The organism is Erythrobacter sp. R86502 (assembly GCF_042466465.1).
GTDB lineage: Bacteria > Pseudomonadota > Alphaproteobacteria > Sphingomonadales > Sphingomonadaceae > Erythrobacter.
This window is the reverse complement of record NZ_JAXHCJ010000001.1, coordinates 2,373,524-2,392,902: the sequence shown is the minus strand read 5'-3', so window position 1 is coordinate 2,392,902 and position 19,379 is coordinate 2,373,524. Positions and strand designations below refer to the sequence as shown.

Annotated in this window: 14 protein-coding genes; 6 read left to right on the top strand and 8 right to left on the bottom strand. The window is 64.0% G+C overall.

Features of this window, described 5'->3' with window-relative positions:
• Positions 1–143: 143 nt before the first annotated feature.
• Genes purH through rpe form a run of 3 tightly spaced genes read right to left on the bottom strand, consistent with a single transcriptional unit; the run spans position 144 to position 4,306 of the window.
• Complete coding sequence (gene purH / locus SJY33_RS11490; protein WP_379922902.1) at positions 144–1,742, bottom strand: bifunctional phosphoribosylaminoimidazolecarboxamide formyltransferase/IMP cyclohydrolase; 1,599 nt, start codon at positions 1,740–1,742, stop codon at positions 144–146.
• A 9-nt stretch (positions 1,743–1,751) separates the two neighbouring features.
• Entirely contained in the window at positions 1,752–3,644 is a 1,893-nt protein-coding gene (locus SJY33_RS11485; RefSeq protein ID WP_379922901.1) for a heparinase II/III family protein, read from the bottom strand.
• The gene (gene rpe, locus SJY33_RS11480) at positions 3,644–4,306 is read right to left on the bottom strand and encodes a ribulose-phosphate 3-epimerase (protein WP_379922900.1); all 663 of its coding nucleotides are present in this window, start codon (positions 4,304–4,306) and stop codon (positions 3,644–3,646) included. Before rpe ends, SJY33_RS11485 begins: the two co-directional genes overlap by 1 nt.
• Positions 4,307–4,527: 221 nt before the next feature.
• Between rpe and SJY33_RS11475 the strand changes: the two genes are divergently transcribed.
• Complete coding sequence (locus SJY33_RS11475; RefSeq protein ID WP_379922898.1) at positions 4,528–5,073, top strand: DUF2141 domain-containing protein; 546 nt, start codon at positions 4,528–4,530, stop codon at positions 5,071–5,073.
• 6 nt (positions 5,074–5,079) lie between these two features.
• Here the strand turns inward: SJY33_RS11475 and SJY33_RS11470 are convergent, their stop codons facing one another.
• From SJY33_RS11470 to SJY33_RS11460, 3 genes are all read right to left on the bottom strand, one after another.
• Complete coding sequence (locus SJY33_RS11470; protein ID WP_379922897.1) at positions 5,080–5,994, bottom strand: hypothetical protein; 915 nt, start codon at positions 5,992–5,994, stop codon at positions 5,080–5,082.
• The gene (locus SJY33_RS11465) at positions 5,991–7,025 is read right to left on the bottom strand and encodes a diacylglycerol/lipid kinase family protein (protein ID WP_379922896.1); all 1,035 of its coding nucleotides are present in this window, start codon (positions 7,023–7,025) and stop codon (positions 5,991–5,993) included. Before SJY33_RS11465 ends, SJY33_RS11470 begins: the two co-directional genes overlap by 4 nt.
• A gap of 176 nt (positions 7,026–7,201) precedes the next feature.
• Entirely contained in the window at positions 7,202–7,642 is a 441-nt protein-coding gene (locus tag SJY33_RS11460; RefSeq protein ID WP_379922895.1) for an Lrp/AsnC family transcriptional regulator, read from the bottom strand.
• Between the two features lie 138 nt (positions 7,643–7,780).
• Here SJY33_RS11460 and ald point away from each other — a divergent pair, with 138 nt between their 5' ends.
• Positions 7,781–8,875, top strand: coding sequence for an alanine dehydrogenase (gene ald, locus SJY33_RS11455; RefSeq protein WP_379922894.1), 1,095 nt, complete (start codon positions 7,781–7,783; stop codon positions 8,873–8,875).
• 74 nt (positions 8,876–8,949) lie between these two features.
• On the opposite strand, the gene SJY33_RS11450 is transcribed toward ald, so the two are convergent.
• Positions 8,950–11,838 (bottom strand): M16 family metallopeptidase, encoded by a 2,889-nt coding sequence (locus tag SJY33_RS11450; RefSeq protein WP_379922893.1) that lies wholly within the window; start codon positions 11,836–11,838, stop codon positions 8,950–8,952.
• 248 nt (positions 11,839–12,086) lie between these two features.
• Here SJY33_RS11450 and SJY33_RS11445 point away from each other — a divergent pair, with 248 nt between their 5' ends.
• From SJY33_RS11445 to SJY33_RS11430, 4 genes are all read left to right on the top strand, one after another.
• A complete protein-coding gene (locus tag SJY33_RS11445; protein WP_379922892.1) occupies positions 12,087–13,004 on the top strand; it encodes an ABC transporter ATP-binding protein in 918 nt (305 codons plus the stop codon).
• Positions 13,001–14,500, top strand: a complete 1,500-nt coding sequence (locus SJY33_RS11440; protein ID WP_379922891.1) for an ABC transporter permease — start codon at positions 13,001–13,003, stop codon at positions 14,498–14,500. The genes SJY33_RS11445 and SJY33_RS11440 overlap by 4 nt, the downstream gene beginning before the upstream one ends.
• Positions 14,501–14,613: 113 nt before the next feature.
• Positions 14,614–16,602, top strand: a complete 1,989-nt coding sequence (locus SJY33_RS11435) for a TIR domain-containing protein (RefSeq protein WP_379922890.1) — start codon at positions 14,614–14,616, stop codon at positions 16,600–16,602.
• A 41-nt stretch (positions 16,603–16,643) separates the two neighbouring features.
• Positions 16,644–16,913 carry a hypothetical protein gene (locus SJY33_RS11430; protein ID WP_379922888.1) on the top strand — a complete coding sequence of 90 codons (270 nt, stop codon included), beginning with the start codon at positions 16,644–16,646 and terminating at the stop codon, positions 16,911–16,913.
• A 71-nt stretch (positions 16,914–16,984) separates the two neighbouring features.
• On the opposite strand, the gene SJY33_RS11425 is transcribed toward SJY33_RS11430, so the two are convergent.
• Positions 16,985–19,336 (bottom strand): trypsin-like serine protease, encoded by a 2,352-nt coding sequence (locus SJY33_RS11425; protein ID WP_379922887.1) that lies wholly within the window; start codon positions 19,334–19,336, stop codon positions 16,985–16,987.
• Between the last annotated feature and the right edge of the window lie 43 nt (positions 19,337–19,379).

Here is a 19,379-nt window from a genome sequence, read left to right as displayed (position 1 = left end):
ACGGAACAGCAGCCGAAAAGATGAGATCAGGCGCGCGTCGTGGCGAACCGTGCGCCGCCTGCGTCAAGGCAGACACACGGTACGACGATCAAGCCACGCGAACGGCCGCGGACCATCATGAGAACAGCCAGTTTGGCGGCCAATCAGTGGCGGAAATGGCGCATCCCGGTAAACACCATCGCCAGCCCCGCTTGATCGGCGGCTGCGATCACTTCGTCATCGCGGATCGATCCGCCTGGCTGGATGACGGCAGTCGCGCCCGCTTCGGCAGCGGAAATGAGACCATCGGCAAAGGGGAAGAAGGCATCGGACGCCACAGCGCTGCCCTGCGTACGGGGAGCGGCCCAACCAAGGGTTTCAGCGGCTTCTCTGGCCTTGATCGCGGCAATCCGCGCCGAATCGCGGCGGTTCATCTGGCCTGCACCGATCCCGGCGGTAGCGCCATCCTTGGCATAGACGATCGCGTTGGATTTGACGTGGCGGGCCACGGTCCAGGCAAACAGGCAATCCTTCAATTCCTGATCGGTCGGCGCACGTTTCGTAACTACCTTCAGATCATCCAGACTGACGGCGCCCGAATCGCGCGACTGGATCAATACGCCCCCTGCCAGCGTCTTCATGGTCAGACCCGCGCGGCGCGGATCGGGCAGCGCGCCGCATTCCAGCAAACGCAGGTTCTTTTTGCGGGCGAAGATTTCACGCGCTTCGGCGCTGACGCTGGGGGCGATGACGACTTCGGTGAAGATCGCCGCAATCGCTTCGGCGGTGGCGGCATCCAGTTCGGTATTCACTGCCACGATGCCGCCGAAAGCCGAAACCGAATCGCACGCCAGCGCAGCCTCCCACGCTTCCAGCAGGCTGCCCGATTGCGCCACGCCGCAGGGGTTGGCATGCTTGACGATCACCACGGCGGGGTCCTGCCCTGCAAATTCGGCCGCCAGTTCGAGCCCGGCATCGGCATCGTTCAGATTGTTGTAGCTCAGTTCCTTGCCCTGCAACTGCGATGCTTGCGGCACGCCTGCGGAGCCGACAACCTGCGGCACGTAGATCGCGGCCGCCTGGTGCGGGTTTTCGCCGTAACGCAGCGTATCCGCACGCTTCAGCGCAATGGGGAGCGTATCGGGAAACGGGACAGTTTCGCCATCGGCATCGGCAAATGCGAACCAGCTGGCAATCGCGCTGTCGTAGGCTGCGGTGCGGGCATAGGCCTTGCCTGCCATGCGCGTGCGGAAGGCCTGCGTGGTTGCGCCGTCGTTCGCTTCCATTTCTGCCAGCAGCACAGAGTAATCGGCCGGATCGGTCAGGATCGTGACGAAGCCGTGGTTCTTCGCAGCCGAACGCACCATCGACGGCCCGCCGATGTCGATGTTTTCGATGATCTCGTCGCGCGCGGCACCCTTGGCGACGGTAGCTTCGAAGGGATAGAGATTGACCACGACCAGATCGATGGCGCCGATCCCGTGGGCCTGCATCGCAGCCACATGTTCGGGGTTGTCGCGCAGAGCGAGCAGCCCGCCGTGGACGGTGGGGTGCAGCGTCTTGACCCGCCCGTCCATCATCTCGGGAAAGCCGGTGAGTTCAGAGACATCCTTCACCGTCAGTCCCGCATCACGCAGGGCCTTGGCCGTGCCTCCGGTGCTGACAAGTTCCACGCCGCGTTCCGCAAGGCTCGCGCCCAATTCGGACAAACCCGTCTTGTCGGACACCGAAAGCAGCGCCCGCTGAATTGCCTTGTCACCCATGGCTGAAACCTATCCCGTTTTCCGAAGGCGCCAGGAGAATTGCCCCCCGCTGCGCAGTGCCAGTCCTTCGATCACCAGTTGCTGCGTTGCATGCGGGCGGCCTTCGCCATCAACCCACAGGCTGTCTTCCGCAGCAAGCGTGATCGCTCCGGCGCCCGCCCTATCGCCGCCCAGTCGAAATTGCCAGAGCCGACCATCGGGCAGCAGCAGGCTTGCGCCGCGATTGTCGCCCGAAATCTGTACATCGACGCCGCTCCCCAGATGGAACCGCAAGGCAAAGGCGATCTTGCCGCGTTTGCCGTTACGCCCGCTGGGCACCAAGATGTCTTCACCCGCCAGTTCGGTGCCATCGCCCGACAGCGTCAGGATGCGCTGGTGCGTCAAACCGAAACGGCTGACATAGCCATCATGCGCCGCTTCGATCCGCGTCGCCTCGCGCGCGCCCTTGCCAGCGACCATACGCCGTTCGAGGCTGACCGTTTCCACCCCTTTGCCCAGTTGGCCAGCCAGCAGAACCGCTGTGGAATTGGCATTGTCGAGCACGAGGGTTGAAAACGCGGCGGTTGCCCGCAGTCCCTGACCGATCCGCGCTGGCACCTGCCCGCCGGCCAACGCCGCGCCGCCGCAATTGACGATGATCCGCTGCGGCCCGTCCGACAGTTCAAACGCCAGCGTCGATGCGCAGCCCGTGCGTGCATGCTTGGCACGCGGCGGCGGCGCCGTGTCGAATTGTAGCAAGGTTTCGCCGGCCTTGATGCGGCTGTAACCCCAGCCCTTCACCACCGACAGCGGACGGGCGCGCACCCCGCTGGCTTCGATCACCGCATTGATCCGGTCCGCCGAAATTGCGCCCTGTCCCTGCCAGCTTCCCAGCATACCGTCCCCGTGTCGCAGCGCCAGCACCGGAGGGACAAGCAGTTCGCGCATCACCGCGAACGCGGCCGGCGGTGTAGTTTCGGCGGCATCGTAGCACGCCAGAAGATCGGTCAGCAGCCGGATCGCATCAAGCTGCGCGGCCGGACAGCGTGACAGCAGGCCGCCATCCTCGCCCACCATGTCGCCCAGCGCCCGCACCAGTCCGGCTTCTCCGAACAAGCGTCGGGGCTTGCCATGCGGAAGCAGCAGCCCTGCCGCCACGACACCGGCCCACGCAGCGACCTGCCCAAACCCGGCAGCCTCGCGCGGGGCCTTCTTGTCGAGCCAGCCTGCGGTTTCGGTGATGGCGCCAAGCAGCCGTGACTTCAGGTTTTTGTTCGTGCCCCCCAGCATCAGCGGTGCATGCACCAGCCACGCCATCAGCCTTGATCCGGCATATTCGGGTTCCCACGCAGGGCCTTTGCCCGGTTCACGGTGGGCGTGGAGCCATTGGGTTGCGATCCGTTCCGCCACTGCGGCGCCATCGGCGCGGCTGGCGCTGGCGGCCAGATCCGCAAGCCAGCCGAACCCGTGCAACATCCGTTCTACCCCCGGGGCATGACGCGCCGCCGGGGAAAAATCGAAGCTGGCAATGGGCAGCCGCGTGCCGTGGACCAGGAAATGCCCGGCGCGCAGCGCGGTGCCTGCAGCCCGATCGCCGCGATTGGGGCTGTTCACTGTCGCCAGCACGCGCACCGGTTGCGGGCGACGGAACGGCGCCGCAAGCGCATGTCCGGGCACGCCCAATCGGTACGCCAGCCGCATCAGGGCCGCCCCCGGCCCGGCATCAACCGCGATCACATCGCTCAAAGCAAGCGCGCGCGACGGTTCTTCATGCAGGACAGGCTCATGCGGAGGCAAGGACACCGACCCCGCCTCAGCCCCTGCATCGGCCCCCGTTTCCAGCGCCATCACTGGATTTTCGGCAGCCCGCTCCACCAGCGCATCGGCACGAACAGCGGCCGGATTGCGCAGCAGGGTTGCCATCAGTGTGCGCCTTTCAACGCCGCAATATTCCCGGCGTAGGCATCGGGCCCGCCCTTGAAAGTGGCTGATCCGGCGACCAGCACATCGGCTCCGGCATCGACACACAGACGGGCAATCTCGGCATTGACGCCGCCATCGACTTCGAGATGAATCGGTCGGCCCGATTGCGCAATCATCGTGCGGACGCGTGCGATCTTGGCAAGTTGCGATGCGATAAAGCTTTGACCGCCGAAACCAGGATTGACGCTCATCACAAGAATAAGGTCCGCCATGTCCATCAGGTTGTCGAGCACTTCGACCGGCGTGCCCGGATTAAGGACGACCCCAGCCTTTTTGCCCAGTGCCTTGATCGCCTGCAAGGTGCGGTGGATGTGTGGCCCGGCTTCAGGATGCACGGTGATGATGTCCGCGCCGGCTTGGGCAAAGGCTTCGAGGTAGGGGTCAATCGGGGCGATCATCAGGTGCACATCGAACGGCTTCTGGCTGTGGGGGCGCAGCGCCTTCACCACATCGGGGCCAATCGTGATATTGGGCACGAAATGCCCATCCATCACATCAATATGAATCCAGTCCGCGCCGGCCGCATCGATGGCGCGCACCTCTTCGCCAAGACGAGCGAAATCGGCAGACAGAATCGAAGGAGAGATGAGGGGTGATGGCATGGCGCGGCGTAAGGCCTTTCTGTGACGCTTTGCCAGCCATACCGGAGGCGCGAATCAAGGGACAAGGCATAAAGGCGACCTTTTCCACCGTCGCCGCGCGTTTGCCGGCAATTAAGCCCCAATTCAGGCGCGTCGTGCCAAAACAGCGCCTTGTCCGGAAGGCCTCGACCCCGCGCCCGTGCTTGCGCGCCTTTCCCTCTCCTTTTATTCAAGAGATGCCCATGAACGGTTTCCTTCCTCCTATCAGGCTGTCGCATCGCGGCCAGCGCATCGTGGCATCGCTGGCCGCGACTGGCCTTGCGCTGGCAGGCCTGCTTGCCGCGCCCGTGGCCGCGCAGTCGTTTTCCTATGCCAAGTCGGCGGGCAATGATCCTGGTCAGTGCGCAGCTGGCAAGGGTCCAGCGGCGCGTGTAACCGTGAGCGGCTTGAAATCGTCGGAAGGCAATCTGTTCGTGCGCGCTTACCCGGCCAACAGCCGCGACTGGCTGGAAAGCAAACGCTATGTCATGCGCATCGATGCGCTGCCGCAAAAAGGCACCGTGTCTGTCTGCGTGCCGCTGCCGGCTGCGGGTGCTTACGCGATTGCGGTGCACCATGATGTGAACGGTAATCGCAAGTCGGATCTGTCCGATGGAGCGGGCATGTCGAACAATCCGGGGATCAAGAAAATCCTCGGCCTCGTCCCCCGTCCACCATCGGTCGACAAGGCGCGCTTTACCGTTGGTGAAGGCGTCGCCCGCCTGTCGATCGCGGTGCAATACATGTGATCGGGATCAGCCGCCGCCGCGCTGGCGGCGGCGGTGTTCGCGCAAATCCCACAGCACCTGCGGCGCGGCGAGCAAGGGAAAGCGTTCGCGAAACGGCGTCAGCCTGACCGGCATGCCGGTGTGGCGTTCGATTTTCCACGCCGCATAACGTGCTGCCCCTTCGAAAGTGGTGCTGGCCTTGACCAGACGCAGCAGATTGAGCGGCTTGCCCATCCGTGCGCGGCGCTTCCACCATGCCAGAATCCGGGCCCGCTCGTGCCGCGCAAGGTCCGGGGACAGATCGGTGCCGTCCTGGCGCGGGGGGATGCCGCCTGCTGCCAGTGCGAGGGGCAGCAATCCGGCAAAATGCGCGGCGTTGACGCTGAGAATATCATTTTCGCGCCCGCTTTTCTCGACCCGGAATTCGGCGGTATACGTGGCGCGAAATAGCGCGCGCCAGTAATCTTCGGCGGCGGCGCTGACAGGGCCGAGCGCCGCGGCGAGCCGGGCTGCGGTGATAGCGGCTGCGCTGATTGCAGCGATCACTTTGCTACGCGCATCGTCATCGGCCGCCCAGATTAGTGCGCTTGGCTGGACGAAGCGGGCCCATATGGTCGTATCGGTCAGCACCCCTTCCGCTGCGCGGGCGAACGTCGCCAGTGTCATGGTGGCGACCTTGGCCCGCAGAACCGTGCCGCCATGGTCGCGTTCGTGATAGCTCACCTGCGGCCAGATCGTGTTTTCATGCGTGCCGGGCAGCAAGATATAGAAATCGAGCACCCCATCGAGCGACCCGGTGCGCAGGTTCGATCCGTAGAACAGCACCGCGCTGGCCCCGGCATCATCGGCCAGTGCCCGCGCAAACGCGGCAACCGCAGGATGAGCAGGAGCGGCAAGACGTTCCGCGATCCGCCCGGCCAATGCCGTTGGCGGCACGGTCATGGCGCGACGAAAGCGAGCTCCGGGCCCTGCTCAATACGGTAATCCCCGGAAGGGAACGCTTCTCCGTCGAGGATGAACTGATCATCGATCGTCAGGCTGAACTGCGTGGTGGCAAGCTGATGGATACCGCGCGCACGAAGCGAGCCGCGGATCTTCCCCATCAGCACCAGCGGAACCAGCGCAGTTGTGCGGCGCGTGATCTGATCGACCGCCACCAGCTTCAGCCCGCTTTTCAGCGCACCAAACGGCTTGATCCCGGCGGGCAGCCGTTCCAGCGTCGATGCAAACAGCAGCTGCCGCATCGCCGGATCGCCCTGTCCGCTGTGCGCCATCGGCGCATCGGCCGCGCCCAGCCCGATCTGCATCCGCGCACCCTTGCGCCACGGATTGCTGCGTCCGGCAAGCACGGACTGTAGCAGGGCCCAGATTCCTGTCACACCGACCACCATCGAATTGAACGCGCCCAGCTTGTGTGCGTTCTGGCCGGCCTGAATCGATTTGGTGAACGCGCCAGCGCCCATGATGAAACCAGCCACGCGCGAATCGGGCTCGTCCGCTCTGCCCACAGCCATCGGGCGGCGGTAAATCCGCGACCCGTGGTCAAGCGCGTCGATCGCGTCCTGCAACGTCCAGTCATCGGGCACACCCAGATCAACTGTCAGCGCATTGGTCTTTCCCTTGGGCAAGACCGCGATGACCGGCCATTCGTCACCGAAGATGGTCTGCCCGCAGGTCAGCACATCGCGGACGGTGCCATCGCCGCCGTTGATGACCAGAAGATCGATGCCTTTGGCTGCAAAATCTTCCAACGCTTCGGGTAGCTGCGCACGAGCCCGTGGCTGGGCAATGTGAACATGCGGGCACAGACCGCAATCGAAGTCCGCGCCAAGATTGCGGTGGCTACGGGGATTGTAGATCACCCCCACCGTCGGCGCCTGTCCGGCGTCGCGCACGCGCCGCATGCGGCCACGCGACGCATTCGCCGGGTCCATTTGCGGGATCTGTCCAAATTCGTAGATAGGCGTAGCCATGCGCGTCCTATACTTGTCGGAAAACTAACTTTCTACCGCAATCTTGACCCTGAACCGTCACAGAGCCAGGCGCAGAAGATTGGTCGCCCCCCGGGAAATGCAAGATCGCGCAAGCCCGCCGGTGGCAGTTTCGCGACATATACCGCCTTTTGATGAGGCGCGCCGCGTGGGCGCCGCTATTCGCCGCCTTCCAATGTACGGATCGTGAACTGGCTCACCAGCCGCTGCACACCGGGCAGAGCCGAAAGGATTTCGCGGTGAATCCGTTCGTAACTGTCGTGTTCGCGCACCAGTACCTTGATAAGATAGTCGGACTGGCCACTCATCAGATAGGCTTCGACGATTTGCGGCGTGCTTTTCATCGCCTGTTCGAATGCAAGCATGGTGGCCTGGCGTTGATCGGTCAGTGTGACCTGTACAAACACGGTCGAAGGATTGCCCCGCGCAGCCTTGGACAGCCGCGCACGGTAGCCCAAGATCGCCCCGTTTTCTTCCAGAGCCTTCACGCGCCGGTGCGCGGCTGAGGGCGAAAGCCCGACCCGTTCACCCAGTTGCTCTCCGGTCAAATGCGAATCCTGTACCAGCAGATCGAGAATTTTCCAGTCGGTGCGGTCCATATGCGTCGCTTTTGCGTTAAACCATCCAATGACGCAAGAATTTCCCATTCTTGAGGCGGCGCATTCTGCTCATTGCGAAGAAGGTGCAACGCGCTTCTGCTAGATGCAGGGGCAGAGAGATCCAGCAGGAGAGAACCCATGCGCGTCGGCGTGCCCACCGAAATCAAGAACAACGAATACCGTGTCGGTCTGACCCCTGCGGCGGTCGCCGAACTGACCCGTGCCGGGCATGACGTGGTGGTGCAGACCGGCGCAGGCATGGGCGTGGATTTCGCCGACAGCGCGTATGAAGCGGCAGGGGCGACGATCCTTCCTGATGCGGCCGCGGTGTTCGATACCGCCGAGATGATCGTGAAGGTGAAGGAGCCGCAGGCCTCCGAAGTCGCGATGCTGCGGGCTGACCACGTGCTGTTCACCTATCTGCACCTTGCCGCCGACAAGCCGCAAACCGAAGGACTGATGGCTTCGGGCGCAACCGCGATCGCCTATGAAACGGTCACCGCCAGTGATGGCACCTTGCCGCTTCTGAAGCCGATGTCGGAAGTCGCGGGCCGCATGTCGGTGCAATGCGGGGCGCATTACCTTGAAAAGCACCAGGGCGGACGCGGAGTACTGCTGGGGGGGGTTCCGGGGGTAGAGCCGGGCAAGGTCGTGATTCTGGGCGGCGGGGTCGCCGGGGTCAACGCCGCGCAGATGGCCGTGGGCCTGCGTGCCGATGTGACGATCTTCGACATTTCCAACCGCCGTCTTGCCGAGCTTGACGCGCAGTTCGGCAACCAGATCAAGACCGCCTTTGCCTCCACCGCGGCAATTGCCGAAGCGGTGCGTGAAGCCGACCTGGTGATCGGTGCGGTGCTGGTGCCGGGTGCCGCCGCGCCCAAGCTTGTCACGCGCGAGATGATCGCCGCGATGCGCCGCGGCGCGGTGGTGGTCGATATTGCGATCGATCAGGGCGGCTGCTTTGAAACCAGCCATGCGACCACGCACGAAGACCCCGTATTCGTGGTGGACGGCGTGATCCATTACTGCGTGGCCAATATGCCCGGCGCGGTGGCGCGCACGTCGACCATCGCGCTTGGCAATGCGACGCTGCCGTTCGTGCTGAAATTGGCCAACATGGGTGCAGAAGCGGCGATGGCCGCCGATCCGCATCTGGCCGAAGGGCTGAATGTGTCAGGCGGCAAGCTGCGCGTGGCCGCCGTAGCCGAAGCGCTGGATCTGCCGCTCGGCTAATTGCCGGCAAGCTGCACAGTGCGTCCCCGCATGGCATCGGTTGATACCGTGCGGGGACGCGCCGTACCGGACAATCAGCGGGCTTCGGGCACGGCCCTGATTTCTACCGGCGTTCCGCCTGCAAGGTAACGCTGCGCTGCGGCCTGCAGATCGGCCGCGGTTATGGCGTTGAGCAGGTCCAGCCGCTGACGCCGGCGGTCCAGCACGCTTGCATCGCTCTGCGCATTGGAAACCAGATCCAGCCACGCCGCATTCTGCGTTTCAGCGCGCTGGAAAGCGGCGCGTACGGGATTGCGGGCACGCTCCATCAGATCGTCTGTCGGCGGCGTTTGCGCCAGACGACCGGCAATCGCCTTCATTGCCGCCGCGGTTGCGTCCATCGCTTCAGGCGGGACAGTGGCGAAGGCAGCAAGGTAGCCGAAACCTTTCACATCGGTGCCCGAATAGCTGAAGGCTTCGGGCGAATAGGTCGTGCCCAGTTCCTCGCGCAGCGTTTCGGTCAATTGCAGGCTCATGACCGAAGCGAGCAGGTCGCGGGTCAGATCGTCGCGCAGATCGGTGCCGTCGGTGGTGGGCCAGCTCAGCGCGATGGCCCCCTGATCGGCGCCGCCGATGTGCGTCAGCGTTCTGACCGAACGATCGGTGGCGAAGGCAACGGGTTCTGCGGCGTCGATCGTCTCTGTGCGGATGGCGCGCGTTGGCAGCGCACCCAGCGTCTGCGCGACTGCGGCAATCGCCGCGTCAGGATCGAAATCGCCGACCAGACCCAGCGCCAGCGAGCCTTCGGCCAGCTGCGGCTGCACCTGCGCGCGAAGATCATCCAGCGTCACCTGCGCCAGCGCTTCGGCGCTGGTAAAGCCGAACCGGGCATCATCACCCGCCATCACTGCGCCGATGCTGGAAAGCAGAAGGCCCGCCGGATTGGCCTTGATCTGCTGGACGATCACCGGCCCGGCGCCCGCCAGTTGCGCCGCCGTTTCAGGCCGCCACCCCGTCGCGGTCAGACGTGCTGCCAACAGATCGAGCTGCAATTTGAGATCGGCGGACGTGGTCTGACCCTTGGCGACCAGCGCGTTTGCTTCGCCCTCAAGTCCCAGCCCCACGGCCTTTCCTGCGAGCACGCGGCGCAATTCATCGATGTCGTGGGCTTCAAGCCCATCAATGCTGGCGGCGACGGGAAGCAATTCGCGCAGACCTTCGCGGTCCTTGGGGAATTGCGAAAAACCGCTGCCGATCCGCATGGCAAAGGAAAGCTTGCCCGGTGCGAAATTTGTGACCTTCAGGTTAAGCTGCAGACCATTGGCAAAGCGGACGGTGCGGATGCCGAGATCGGCGATGGTCGTGTCGTCAACAACCGTTCCCGGTGTGCCCCATTCGCCATACGCCCACTGCGCAGCGGCGGCTTCGACAGGCGCGGTGACCGCGACCGCGGCGCTTTGTTCCAGCGCCGCTGCGATCTGCTGCGATCCGCCTGCAATGGACTGCTTGGTCGAAACGTGAACCAGCGTCGGCCCGCCTTGCCACGCAGCGCGGAACGCTTCGCTGACCGCTTCGGGTGTCAACGTGGGCTCGATCGCCTGATAGAACGCCAGATCCAGCGCCGGAGCGGTGGGCACTGAATTTTGCAGACTGGCTACAATCAGGCTTTCTGCAATCGCGGCGTTGGGGCGCCCATCGGCCTGCGCCACCGCATTTGCCAGAGCGGTTGCGATATTGGCCTTGGATTCGGCTATTTCTGCCGCGGTGAAGCCGAACTGATCGGCGCGGCGCAATTCGTTTTCGGCAAGTGCCAGCGCTTCATCCCACTGGCCGTCCTTGGCGACCGCGACAAGACCGAACGAGCGCGCCGAACGGTACAGCGGTTGATCGGCCATCTGACCGAACAGAATCGGCGCATCGGGCTTGCGCACAAGCGCGTTGACGCGGTTGGTGAGCGCGGCTGCGGCCACCGCGCGCAGCACATCATCGCGCGAAGCTGCGACGCTGTTGGCCGGCGGTGTCCAGCGCGAAACCCGTTGCAGTTCGATGATTTCGGGGATCGCCGGATCGACAAATGTGCCGATCGCCGGGGCATCGGTCGCCACATTGACGGGGCCGTCATAAATATCGCGCGCCGGCCCTTCGGCCTGCCAGTCGCCGAACACCGCTTCAATCTTGTCCTGCATCGCAGCGACATCGAAATCCCCGACGATCACCAGCGTTGCACGGTAGGGTCGGTAATAGCCCTTGTAGAAGGTCTGCAACTGATCGGCGGAGATATTGCGGATACGTTCCTCGCTCGCGGCGATCCTGTCGCCAATCCGCGAACCGGGCAGGGCGGCCTGGAAATAGCTGGCGCCGCGGCGCCGGTTGGGATCGTTGCGCACCTGCGCTTCGCTGAGCATGATGCCGCGTTCGCGATCGACGGCGGCAGGGTCGAAGGTCAGTTCCCCCGCCATTTCGCGGATGACCTTGAGCGCGGTGTCCACCGTTTCGTCATTGGTGCGCGGCAAGGACAGCTTGTAGGTGGTGTAATCAACGCTGGTTTCCGCGTTCGTATCTGCGCCGAAGGCCAGACCCAGCCGTTCCAGCATCGGCAAAAGCTGGCCTTCGGGGATGTTGGTCGACCCGTTGAAAGCCATGTGCTCGACAAAGTGCGCTGCGCCCAGTTCATCGTCGGCTTCTTCGCGATATCCGGCCGAAATGTTGAAGCGGACCGCAGCCTCGCCCGGCGGGTTGGCGTGGCGTTTGATGGCATAGCGCATGCCATTGGGCAGGCGGCCGAAAGTGATATCGGGATCGGCAGGGAAATCGGTGCTGGCAATACCCCATGCCGGCACGCCGCCAGTCTGGCTGGTGGGTGCAGTGGCCGACTGGCCGGTCGTATCCTGCGCCGCGGCGGCAGATGGCAAGGCCAGCGCCAATCCTGCTGCCATCGCCAGCCATGATGCCGTGCGCAGTGAACCAAACATTCTGCGACCCATGAAACTCTCCTGTTGCATCCGTCTGCGCCAAACCCCTGCAGACATCACCGGTTTCTAGCCATCCCCGGCAAGGCTTGGCAAGCGACGCCGCCTTTGGGGCAGTGTCAGCCGACATACCCACCGAAACCGTCAAATGTGCCTTGCCATCGCGGCCCAATATTTCCAGAAATACGGGATCTTATTCCAGCTGCGGCGCTGCCACGCCGCAATGACGCTGCACCATGTCTGGCCACGGGGTATCGCATCGCATGTCTGTTCTGGAAATCGCCAATGTCGTGAAGCGTTTCGATACCGTGCTGGCGGTGGACGATTTGTCCTTTGCGGTGGCGCCGGGCGAAATCTTCGGGTTTCTGGGCGGGAACGGTGCGGGCAAGACCACCACCTTGCGGATGGTGCTTGATATCATCCGCCCGACTTCGGGGACCATCCGGGTGCTGGGCGACACGCCCGATCGCCGTGTGACAGCCGCCATCGGGTTCCTGCCGGAAGAACGCGGGCTTTATGCCGGGATGAGCGCGATCGACACGATCGTCTATTTCGGGCGGCTCAAAGGGATGACCGAAGCGCTGGCGCGAAGCCGCGGGATGGACCTGCTTGACCGGTTCGATCTGGCCAGTCGGGCCAAAAGCCCCATCGGCGACATGTCCAAGGGCATGGCGCAAAAAGTGCAGCTTGCCACGGCGCTCATCAACGAACCCAAGTTGCTGATGCTGGACGAACCGTTTTCGGGTCTTGACCCCGTCAATCAGGGTTTGCTGGAAAACGAAATCCTGCGCGCCTCGCAACGCGGGGCTGCCGTCATCTTCTCGACCCATGTGATGCAACATGCCGAACGTCTGTGCGACCGGCTGTTGTTGCTGAGAAAGGGACACAAGCGGTTTGAAGGCACGATCGCCCAGGCCCGCGCGCAATTGCCCGCCAGCCTTACGGCGGTTGCGAAAGCCGATCTTTCGACCCTTGCCGGGGTCAGCGCGGCCACCGCCGTCCCCACAGCCGATCCCGGCTGGCAGGAATGGGCGCTGACACTGAAGCCGGGGGTCGATCCCGGCACGGTGCTTGAGGATTGTTCGTCCAGAGGGATCGCGTTGCGGCGCTGGGATCATCATCAGGCGAGCCTGCATGACGTGTTCGTCCGGCTTGTCGGATCAGAGGAGGTCAAGCCATGACGATCGCCAACATCCTGCTGGTGGCCAAGCGCGAGATGCTGCAAATCCTCAAGATGCGCAGCTTCTGGCTGACGCTGCTGATTCTGCCCGCCGCCGTGGCGATCGGGCCCTTGATGGGCGAATCGCTGGCCGATGGCGAACCGACCCGCGTAGCGGTGGTCGACCGTTCGGATGCCGACGCGGATGCCGCGCTTGCTGCGCGATTCCAGATGGATGAGACGCAATACCTGCTGCGCGAATTGTCACGTTACGTGCTGCGCTACGAACTGACTGATGCCGACCCCGGCGCCTCTTGGCTGGAACAGGGGCGGTGGTACACCCCGCAGGATATCGCTGCTTTCGAGGCAGCCGGCGGCATCGAAGCCGCGCTGGCGAAGATCGAAGCCGTTCGTCCCGATGGCGTGCCGACCTTCGACATCCCGCCGCATGACTATGCCTTCATCGCTCCGCCGCCGGCGCTGCTGAATGCGCCCGCAGATGGTTTTGCGGGCGCGGCGCGCGCGCTGTTTGCAGATGATACCGACGCTGACCACCCTGAAATCGTGGTGCTGATCCCCGAAGGCTACCCTGCTGACACGCGTATCGGAATTTATTCATCGGACGAGGTGCGATCCACCTTTGTGACCAAGCTGCAGGAGGTGCTGACCATCGATCTGCGCACCCGCCTGCTGGCCGAAGCGGGTATTACAGGTGAACAGGCGGCACTGGTGCAGACCATCGCACCCACGCTGGCCATCGATACACCGCCCCCCGGCGGCGGCGCGCGTGAAACCCTGCTGGTGCGTTCGATCGTCCCGATTGCGCTGGCCTATGTTCTGATGATGAGCCTGTTGCTGTCGGGCAGCTGGATGCTGCAAGGCTCGATCGAGGAACGATCCAACAAGCTGATCGAAAGCCTTCTGGCCTGCATCACGCCGGAAGAACTGATGTATGGCAAGCTGCGGGGTGCGTTGGTGGTGGGCCTGATGATGATATCGGTCTGGGCTGGCTGCGCCGCGGTGGCGGCCTATGCCACGCAGGGCGCGATCGCCGATCTGATCCGCCCGGCGCTTGAACCAGTGTCATCACCCGGTATCATCGCTGCGATCCTGTTCTTCTTTATCGCCGGATATGTCGGAATTTCCGCGCTGTTCGTAGGGATCGGTTCGATGGCCGATTCCATGAGCGAGGCGCAGGGCTTCATGATGCCGATTCTGCTGATCATCCTGCTGCCGATCACCTTCCTGTTGCAGGCCATCCTGCTGGGAAGCGATGGCATCGTGGTCCACATCTTCACCTGGGTGCCGCTGTGGACCCCGTTTGCGGTGCTGGCGCGGCTGGGGCTGGGGATCGAGGCGTGGGAGCTGATCGGGTCAGGGGTCTTGCTGACAATCGCGATCGTAGGAGAGCTTGTACTGGTTGGTCGCCTGTTTCGGGCCAGCCTGCTTGCATCCGGCCAGAAGCCAAGCTTTGCCAAGGTGATCCAGCGCCTGAAGCGTGCGCCCGGCCAGGGTTGACCGGATACCCCCAAAGGCAGCGACAATGACACTGCTGGCCTGCTCTTATGATCGCATGGCGCGCCGTGCCCTTTCGATGTATTGCCACCGGGCAGGAAAGGGGATCGGTTGCAATGGCAGGCGAGAACGGCGTGGAGGATACCGATAGCGGGCGCCGCCCGTCGGTCTTCGTCAGCTATTCGCGCACCGATCTTGACCGCTCCCGACCCGTGATCGCGCTGCTTGAAGATGCGGGTTTCGATGTTTGGTGGGATGGCAAGCTGGAAGGCGGCGAAAACTACCTCGCCACCACAGAAACCGCGCTCGAAACCGCAGATTGCGTCGTGGTGCTGTGGTCGCAGGTTTCGGTCGCTTCGCACTGGGTGCGCGACGAAGCCCAACGCGGGCGCGAACGCGGATGCCTGGTGCCGCTGTCGCTTGATGGAACGATGGCGCCGCTTGGCTTTCGCCAGTTTCAGCTGCTCGACATTGCACAATGGTCGGGCGATCCCGAAGCCGAAGCGGCAAAACGCATTCTGGTCGCCGTCGGGAGCAAGACTGGCGAGCAGGCATGCACTACCCCATCGGTTCCCTGGCAGCCGCGGCGTGCCGGTGCGGCGCTGTTGGGAGCCCAAGGCCCCGCGATCTCGCGCCGGGGCGCGCTGATCGGCGGCGCGGGTCTGGCCGGGGTCGCCGCGCTTGGCGCAGGGTGGGCCGCCGGGCTGTTTGGCCCGGCCACGGCTGGCGCTGTGTCGATGGTGGTGCTGCCCTTTGCCAATCTCACCGGCGATGACAGCAAGACGTGGTTTTCCGACGGATTGTCCAATGCCCTGCGCGCCGTGCTGGTGCGAAACCCCCGGCTCAAGGTTGCGGCCCCCACCTCCTCAAGCGCGATTCAGGGCGAGGATGAATTTGCGATTGGCCGCAAACTGGGGGTCGAACACATTTTGCGCGGCAATGTGCAGCGCGATGCGGCACGGATGCGGGTTTCGGCCGAACTGGTCGAGATCGAAGGCGGGCTGGTACGCTGGGCGGAAACCTATGACCGCGTCGTCGATGATGTGTTTGCGCTGCAATCGGAAATTGCCGAAACCGTGGCCACGTCGCTGGTCGCACAGGTCGCCTCCAGCGATGAAGTGCAAACCAGCCTCGCCGCGCAAAAAGAGATCGGCGGGACACGATCGGTCGCCGCTTATGATGCCTTTTTGCGGGGCGTTGCTATCTACAAAAGCTCGACCGGATCGGACACCGATCGCGACGCGCTGGCGCAGTTCGATACTGCGATCGCGCAGGACGCAGGCTATGCCGCGGCCCATGCGATGCGGTCGACCGCGCTGGCGGCGATTGCCAATGCGGCAAGCAGCGCCAGCGAAATCCAGCGCCTGTATGTCGATGCCATCGCAGCGGCCGAACGCGCCATTGCGATCGAGCCGAAGTTTGCCTTGGGCCATCTTGCGCTGGGGTTTGCATTGAACAATGGGCAATTGCAGCGATCCGCCGCTGCGCAGCATTATCGCGCGGCCGAACAGCTTGCGCCGGGCGATGCCGATGTGCTGCGCGGCGCGGCGATATTCCATTCCTATGGCAAGGATCAGGCTCGCGCGGCGCAGATGATTGCGCGTGCGCTGACGCTCGACCCGCTGAACGCCCGTGCGTTCCTGGCCGCCGGGTTCATCGCATTGTTTGCGCGGGATTATCCCAAGGTGATCCAACAAATGGAACAGGCGCTCTCGCTCAATTCGGGCATCCCCAGCGCCCATTTCGGAATTGCCAATGCGCGCTACCTGCAGGGTGATCTGGAAGGCGCGCAGGCGGCGGCGGCGAAGGAACCGGTGCGGGTGTTCGAATTGACATTGACCGCAATCACCGCCGCAAAACGCGGCGATAACGCGGCCGCTGATGCCGCGCAAACCGCATTGATAGGCGAATACGGCGATGCCTGTCTGTATCAGCAGGCGCAGATTGCCGCGCAACGCGGCGCGGTTGCCGAAGCGATCGCGGTGCTCGAACGGGCGTACACCACCCGCGACCCCGGCGTCCTGTTTGCGCGCAATGATCCGATGCTTGATCCGCTGCGCAAGGAAGACGGTTTCAAAGAATTGCTAAGACAGCTTGGATCGTGATATTATCGTGCCTTCGGGGAATGGGAAAAAGGGGTAACAGCATGAAGACGTCTGCTACATTCGTGATCGCTGCGGGATCGGTGCTGGCTTTGGCCGCGTGCAATCCCGATCCGGCTGAAACGCCTGTCGAACCTGTCACCAGCGAAACAATGGCCCCTGCCACCGCGGCGACCGATACCGTCATGGACCCGGCAATGGACCCTGCGGTCGACCCGGCCGAAGCCGCCGATGAAGGTTTCGACCCAACCAGCAACCCGATCCGGCCGCAGGCGCCTGCCGATGGCAATGAAACGGCGCCTTCTTCGGAATAACGCGGGGCAAGACCGCACGATGTTTCACGTGAAACATCGTGCGGAAGCTGCGGCGTGGCCGAAGGCGGCGATCAGCGCGATCCGAACCCGGGCACGTGCGAACGCAGCCATGCCGTGACACGCGGGTGCGCGATCCGGGTGTAGCGGCTGGGCCGGCCTGCGGTGCCGCAGGCTTTCCCGCCGCTTACCACGCCGATCACGGTGGGGATCTTGTCAGCATCGCCATAGGTGATGAGCGGGCCGCCGCTGTCACCGCTGCATGCCTGACCGCCATCGGCGGCGCGGGTGTCATCGGCGCAGATCAGCGAATCGCGGCGGAACGTGTCTTCGAAACGGGTATCCGCAGTGCAGGCCTGCCGATCGCGCAGGCGGACCCGCGCGGCGCGCAGATGGTCGGGCACCAGCCCGGTGCCCACACTGGTTTCGCCCCAGCCATATGTCACCACACGGCTGGTGCGCGCCAGATCGCGCTGATCAAGCGGCAGCGGATCAAGCCGGATGCGGCGCGGTGATATGACCACGCGGCCCTGCTGGCCGCGGCGCGTATCATATTGCACCAGCGCAATATCGAAGGAGAGCGGCTTGCGCTTGAAATCGGGGTGCGCAATCGCCCGGATGATCGGATAGCTGTGTCCTTCATCGCTCAGCGGATTGTTCAGCCCCAGCCGCACCCGATGCCCCGCCTTCACGATGGACACCCCGCCATCTTCGGTCAGACAATGAGCCGCAGTCAGGATCCAGCCATCGCGGATGACAGCGCCGCCGCACTTCACCCGTTCAGCCGGGGTCAGCGGGCGGGTGAGCGTTTCGGGCCGCCAGATCAGCGCCTGCCACGGTGCTTCGCCCACCCTTGCAGCATAGCCTCTCAACACCCTAACAACCGAATCGCACAGCTTGTCGGTGTAGCTTTGCCCTTCGAAGACAACGGTCGTGGTGGTGCAAGCGCGTTCCTTTTCTTCGCGCACCTGACGTTCGTTTTCGATGCGTTCGCGCTCGGCCTGCTCTGCGGCTTCAGCAATTTCTTCGGGGGTCGGTTCGGGGACGTAATCGGCCGAGGCCAGGGTCAGCGGAGTTGCCGGATCGGCTTGCGCCATCTCTTCGAGGAATTGGCAGGCGGTGTAGTTGTATTCGCGGGTTTCGCAGATATCGATGTAAAGCAGCGAGGCGGCAGCGATGTCTTGTGGAAGCAGATCCCCCGCAGCCAGCATCGCGGCCAGCCTTTCGCAGGATGCGGGCTCTCCGCCCTCGCAGCTGCGGCGCAGAAACGCTTCGAGCCGGACGGGATCGCCAGCATCGCCGCTGCGCCACTGCGTTATCATCAGCCGGGCCGCAACGCCGCACACTGCAGCGTCGCCCGCATCACACTGCGGTGCCAGCAAGGTGAGCGCGCGCCGAGCATCTCTGACAGGGCTTTGATCCGAAGCCAGCAGCATCCCGAACTGGCGGCATGACGCCTGATCTCCGGCATCGCATCCTGCGATGAGGTTCGGGACCGTGCGAAGGCTTTCGGCGGCTTCGCAATAGAAACGCTCTAGGGTGCAGGCCCGGTCCAGCGCTGCCTGCGCCGGCGCGAATTGTGCTGCATCACTGCCGATCGCATAGGGCAAAAGCCGGGTCGCCCGGTCACGGCACAGCCCCGCATCCCCGGCATCGCAGCCCAGCGCGATATAGTCGTCATACCGCACAGCAGTATCGGGCATGATCAGCTTTTCCCAATGCGCCGCAGCATTGCGGCAGGCGACCGGATCACCCCCACGGCATTGCCGGTCGAGCAGTGCGCGGCCTTCGTCCTGTTCTTCCCGGGAGCGATCCTGTTGCAGCAAAAGCCCCGCCAGCGCCGCGCAGGCGGCACGCCCGCCGCGATTGCAGGTATCGCGGCGGAGCGCCTCAGCCGCTGCCGGATCTGGATTGCCGAACATTGACCAGGCGAGGGCATCGGCCTGCCTGTCGCAACCGGTCAGGGTGCCCAAGGCACAGGCGCGGGCAAAGAATTGGAGGCCGATCTGTGCGTCGGCATCATCCGGCCGGCTGCTCAGCAAGTCCCCCAGTTCATAACATCCCCCGCTGTTCTGGTTGTCGCAGGCCCGGCGCATCAGCAATTCTGCCACCGGGCGGTTCTGGGGGCGGCCTTCGCCCAAGCGATAGGCGCGGCCCAGCGCCGCACAGCTCGCCCACCTGTCCGCACCCGCGCCCGACTGGCACGCCAGTTCGTGCGCATCGGCCCTGGCGGTTTCGCGCGCAATCTCATCCGCCGGCTTTTCCGGATCAGCCCGCGGGGTGCCGCGCAAATCATAGTATTCGCGCGGGATCGGCCCATCAAGGATAGCGTCTGGTAAAACCGGGGCGGCCATAGCCGGGGCCGGCAAGGCCAATGCGGCACAGGCAAGCAGCATCGTCAGCAGCATGGCAAAGCGTGTGGCCATCGCATGTCCCCAATCGCGGGCGGGAATATGCGCTTTTGCTGCC